This window comes from Microbacterium sorbitolivorans, assembly GCF_003327285.1.
Taxonomy (GTDB): Bacteria; Actinomycetota; Actinomycetes; order Actinomycetales; family Microbacteriaceae; genus Microbacterium; species Microbacterium sorbitolivorans.
On the sequence record NZ_KZ848482.1, the window covers coordinates 1 to 2,418 of the forward strand.

At 61.9% G+C, this 2,418-nt stretch carries 3 protein-coding genes; 2 read left to right on the forward strand and 1 reads right to left on the reverse strand.

Features of this window, described 5'->3' with window-relative positions:
- Positions 1-130: 130 nt before the first annotated feature.
- Complete coding sequence (locus DTO57_RS14215) at positions 131-355, forward strand: hypothetical protein (RefSeq protein WP_114118931.1); 225 nt, start codon at positions 131-133, stop codon at positions 353-355.
- 13 nt (positions 356-368) lie between these two features.
- Here DTO57_RS14215 and DTO57_RS14220 read toward each other — a convergent pair whose 3' ends face one another.
- The gene (locus DTO57_RS14220) at positions 369-968 is read right to left on the reverse strand and encodes a TetR/AcrR family transcriptional regulator C-terminal domain-containing protein (RefSeq protein WP_010889966.1); all 600 of its coding nucleotides are present in this window, start codon (positions 966-968) and stop codon (positions 369-371) included.
- A gap of 77 nt (positions 969-1,045) precedes the next feature.
- Between DTO57_RS14220 and tet(Z) the strand changes: the two genes are divergently transcribed.
- Complete coding sequence (gene tet(Z) / locus DTO57_RS14225; RefSeq protein WP_010889965.1) at positions 1,046-2,200, forward strand: tetracycline efflux MFS transporter Tet(Z); 1,155 nt, start codon at positions 1,046-1,048, stop codon at positions 2,198-2,200.
- Positions 2,201-2,418: the final 218 nt, after the last annotated feature.

Below are 2,418 nucleotides of genomic sequence, written 5' to 3' on the forward strand. Positions count from 1 at the left end.
AACGGACGTCTCGAGCATCTCCGCGGCACCGCCCTGGGGTTCCGGAACCTGACCAACTACATCGCCAGGAGCTTGCTCGAGACCGGCGGCTTCAAACCGCTACTACACCCTCAAACACGATGAGCCAATTTTGCTCGAGCCCGAAACAGAGGCAGAATCTATCACCGGTGTCGATGCAGATACCTGGATCGATGAGCGTATCGACAAACTCGAGCAACTCAGTTCGAATGAGAACCACGCCGCGCTGAAATCCTTGATCGGCTCGGGTTATGCCCTCGATCTTGATCGTGCCTATGAGCGCGGTCTGGCGCTTATGGTGGACGGGATCTTTTCCCGTCTCGCGCGAACCCGCTGAGCGTCGAATGAGGTCACGATTCGCTCGAGGTCAATGACGCTGTGCGGGAGTGAGAGAATCCGTCGATCAGTGCTGTCAGGCCGAAATCGAATTCCCGGTCGCGTTCAGGAACGCTCGCATTGCCGACCTCTGCGGTTTGCTCCTCCAGTACGACACCGACGGTGTATCGGCTGACCGCGATGAGCATGCTGATGGCTGTCTGTTCATCGAATCCCTGAGACACGAGAAGCCCGACTTGCTGACCGGAAGCCTCAGCTCCTTCGTCGGTGTCGTCGCCGGATGGTCTGCGGTGGTGCTCAGCGTGGAGACGCGCACCGTCACGGACCGCGTGTAGTGCGTGGCGGAAACTTCTTGCGTTTCGCAAGAGAAATGCGTCCCATTTCTCGTCGGACTCGGGGAAGGAAGCGTGATGCTCTCGGTCAAGCACGTCGCTCGCCAGCGCTGCGAGGAGTTCGGCCTTCGTGCGGAAGTGCCAGTAGAGGCCGGGCTGCTGTACCTGTAAGTGAGCCGCCAGCGCGCGAGTGGTGAAGCCATCGAGCCCAGTCTCGTCGAGCACCTGCCGGGCCCCGAGCAACACGGACGTGCGGTCGAGACGCTTCCGGTGGTGAGTCATAGTTGCACTTTATCATCGATAACTTTATCTTAGATAAAGTGACTGCTCGCTACTCTCATCATGGAATCCTGACAGCCGTGCTCATCACGGCGACCCTCGATGCTGCAGGGCTGGGCCTCGTGATGCCGATCTTGCCTACCCTTCTCGACCAGGTCGGTGCCCCCGACGACATGATCCCACTGCACGTCGGACTACTGACAGCGCTCTATGCGATCATGCAGTTTCTTTGCGCCCCGATCCTTGGCCGACTCTCTGACCGTTTCGGACGCCGCCGCGTGCTTGTCGCCTCCCTCGCAGGCGCGACGATCGACTACCTCGTGCTCGCACTGACGGACACGCTGTGGGTCTTTTACCTCGCCCGCGCGGTTGCAGGCATTACCGGCGCCACGAACGCCGTCACCGCGACGGTGATCGCCGACATTACTCCGCCGGATCAGCGCGCAAAACGCTACGGGTGGCTCGGCGCATGCTACGGCGGTGGCATGATCGCGGGTCCCGCCATTGGCGGTCTTTTCGGCGGGGTCTCACCGCATCTGCCATTCCTCGTCGCCGCCGCGCTCGCCGGAATCACCCTCGTACTCAGCGCGAGTCTTCTGCGTGAGACGCGGCCACCGGGCAGCAACGGCTCGCACGCACAGCAACCCGGTACGGCGAAGCGAACCGCAGTGCCGGGGATGCTTATCCTTCTCGCAGTCTTCGGCATCGTGCAGTTCATCGGCCAAGCACCAGGCTCCACCTGGGTGCTCTTCACGCAGCAGCGCCTCGACTGGAACCCCGTCGAAGTCGGCGTTTCGCTATCCATCTTCGGAATGGTGCAAGTATTCGTGCAGGCGGCACTGACCGGACGCATCGTGTCCCGGATCGGCGAGACCCGGGCGATCCTCGTCGGTATCGCCGCAGACGCCATTGGGCTCATCGGCCTTGCCCTCATCGCCAGCACATGGGCGATGCTACCGATCCTCGCAGCGCTCGGACTCGGCAGCATCACGTTGCCCGCACTGCAGACGCTGCTCTCGAGACGCGCGCCCGAGCAGCAGCAGGGACGCCTGCAGGGAACACTTGCAAGCCTGAACAGCCTCACCTCGATCATCGGCCCGGTCACCTTCACCGGCATTTTCGCACTCACCCGAACGAATGCAGACGGCACCCTCTGGATCTGCGCCGCAGCGCTCTACGTTCTCTGCGCCCTCCTGATGATCCGTGAGACATGCGCCTCACGGCGATCTCGATAACCGCGCTAAGGTGCCATCCCGATGCGACGGGATCGCTCTGCCACCAGTCAAGTCTCCCGTAGCCGGTATGAGCTGACAAGCACGGATATGGGGCTCATCGTGTTTGAGGGTGTAGTAGCGGTTTGAAGCCGCCGGTCTCGAGCAAGCTCCTGGCGATGTAGTTGGTCAGGTTCCGGAACCCCAGGGCGGTGCCGCGGAGATGCTCGAGACGTCCGTTG